Below are 1,588 nucleotides of genomic sequence, written 5' to 3'. Positions count from 1 at the left end.
GTCTTGACGCCCTGCCGAGCCTCAACTTCTGCGGCAATGCCTTCGTCGTCCCAGCCAGGACTTCGGTGAGGCCAAGCGAATCGGAGAACTAGTCACCAAACTTGCATCCTACAGTTACTGCAGGAGATCACCATGGGACTACCTGATTAGCCCTAACTCTCAGCCAGCAGTCGCAAGATCTGCGCCGGCCTGGGCAGATGCTGTTGTCACCTGAAGCCGACGAGGTGGCCCCATGAGCATCAATGCCGTGCAGTTCCAGGCTGGACTGTCGATGCCGGATTTTTTTGCAGCCTACGGCACCGAAGCCAAGTGCTACCGCGCTCTGTATAGATGGCGGTGGCCCCAGGGATTTCGCTGTCCTTGTTGCGCTGGACGGGCGCGCTCGCGCTTCAAGCGTGGTGGCGCCATCTACTATCAATGCAGCGCGTGCCGGCATCAGACCAGCCTGATCGCAGGCACGATGTTCCAGGGCACCAAGCTGTCACTGCGCACCTGGATGCTGGCGCTGCACCTGTTGACCTCGACCAAGACCAACATGGCTGCGCTGGAGCTGATGCGTCATCTGGGCGTCAACTACAAGACCGCCTGGCGGATGAAGCACAAGATCATGCAGGTCATGGCCGAGCGCGAAGCCACGCGTCGACTGTCCGGGTTCGTGCAGATCGACGATGCCTACCTGGGAGGGGAGCGCAACGGCGGCAAGGCTGGGCGCGGATCGGAGAACAAGCAACCGTTCCTGATTGCGGTGCAGACCGATGCCAGCTTCACGGCGCCGAGCTTTGTGGTGATCGAGCCGGTGCGCAGCTTCGACAATGCCGCGCTCACGGACTGGATCGCCCGTCGCCTGAAGCCAGAATGCGAGGCCTACACCGACGGGTTGGCCTGTTTCCGCCGCCTGGAAGACGCCGGCCATGCACACACCACACTGGACACCGGCGGCGGACGCGCAGCCACAGAGGCCGCCGGTGCCAGGTGGGTCAACGTGGTGCTTGGCAACCTCAAACGCGCCATCAGCGGCGTCTACCACGCCATCGCGCAAAGCAAATATGCGAGACGTTATCTGGCCGAAGCGGCCTACCGATTCAATCGCAGATTCCGCCTGCCCGAAATGCTGCCACGACTCGCCACGGCGATGATGCGTTGCAAGCCCTGTCCGGAGCCGGCTTTGCGCATGGCGGGCAATTTTCATGGCTGAGAGACAGGGCTAATCAGGTCGAAATTTGAGGAAATCGCCAACATTTGCCCAGGAGATGAGCTTGATCCCGTTAGCCTGGGTCAAGCCATGGGACGAACGCCGCTTGCGCGACGTGCCGTCCTTCTCTGCTCACGTAGCGCGCCAATCAGGTTTCTCAAATCTTTTTCAAGAAGTCCTTGGCATTCAAATAATCAGTTACGTAGCCCGCTGGCGCGTCATTAAAAGCGGAAATATTGCCATCTGGATCCACGTAGGCCTGGTAGAGATTTTTCGTGCTGGCGGCCCTGTCGGCACAGCTATGGTTTTCTCTCAATGCGCGAACCAATGCTGACGCAGCCTGCGGACCAGCAGGATGCTTTGTCCTCATTTTTGTGAAGCGCTCCATCTTGGAAT

1 protein-coding gene and 1 pseudogene are annotated in these 1,588 nt (G+C 59.6%); one reads left to right on the top strand and one right to left on the bottom strand.

The window, feature by feature from the left end; genetic code table 11:
* Nucleotides 1-232 precede the first annotated feature (232 nt).
* Nucleotides 233-1,195 (top strand): IS1595 family transposase, encoded by a 963-nt coding sequence (locus CSC62_RS17145; RefSeq protein ID WP_160964030.1) that lies wholly within the window; start codon nucleotides 233-235, stop codon nucleotides 1,193-1,195.
* A 154-nt stretch (nucleotides 1,196-1,349) separates the two neighbouring features.
* On the opposite strand, the pseudogene CSC62_RS17140 reads toward CSC62_RS17145, so the two are convergent.
* Nucleotides 1,350-1,588, bottom strand: a pseudogene (locus tag CSC62_RS17140) (hypothetical protein); the annotation flags it as partial.

The sequence above is a fragment of the Pseudoxanthomonas jiangsuensis genome (assembly GCF_010093185.1).
Lineage (GTDB): Bacteria > Pseudomonadota > Gammaproteobacteria > Xanthomonadales > Xanthomonadaceae > Pseudoxanthomonas > Pseudoxanthomonas jiangsuensis.
The sequence above is the reverse complement of the archived record's forward strand: the minus strand, read 5'-3'. Positions and strand labels throughout refer to the sequence as shown.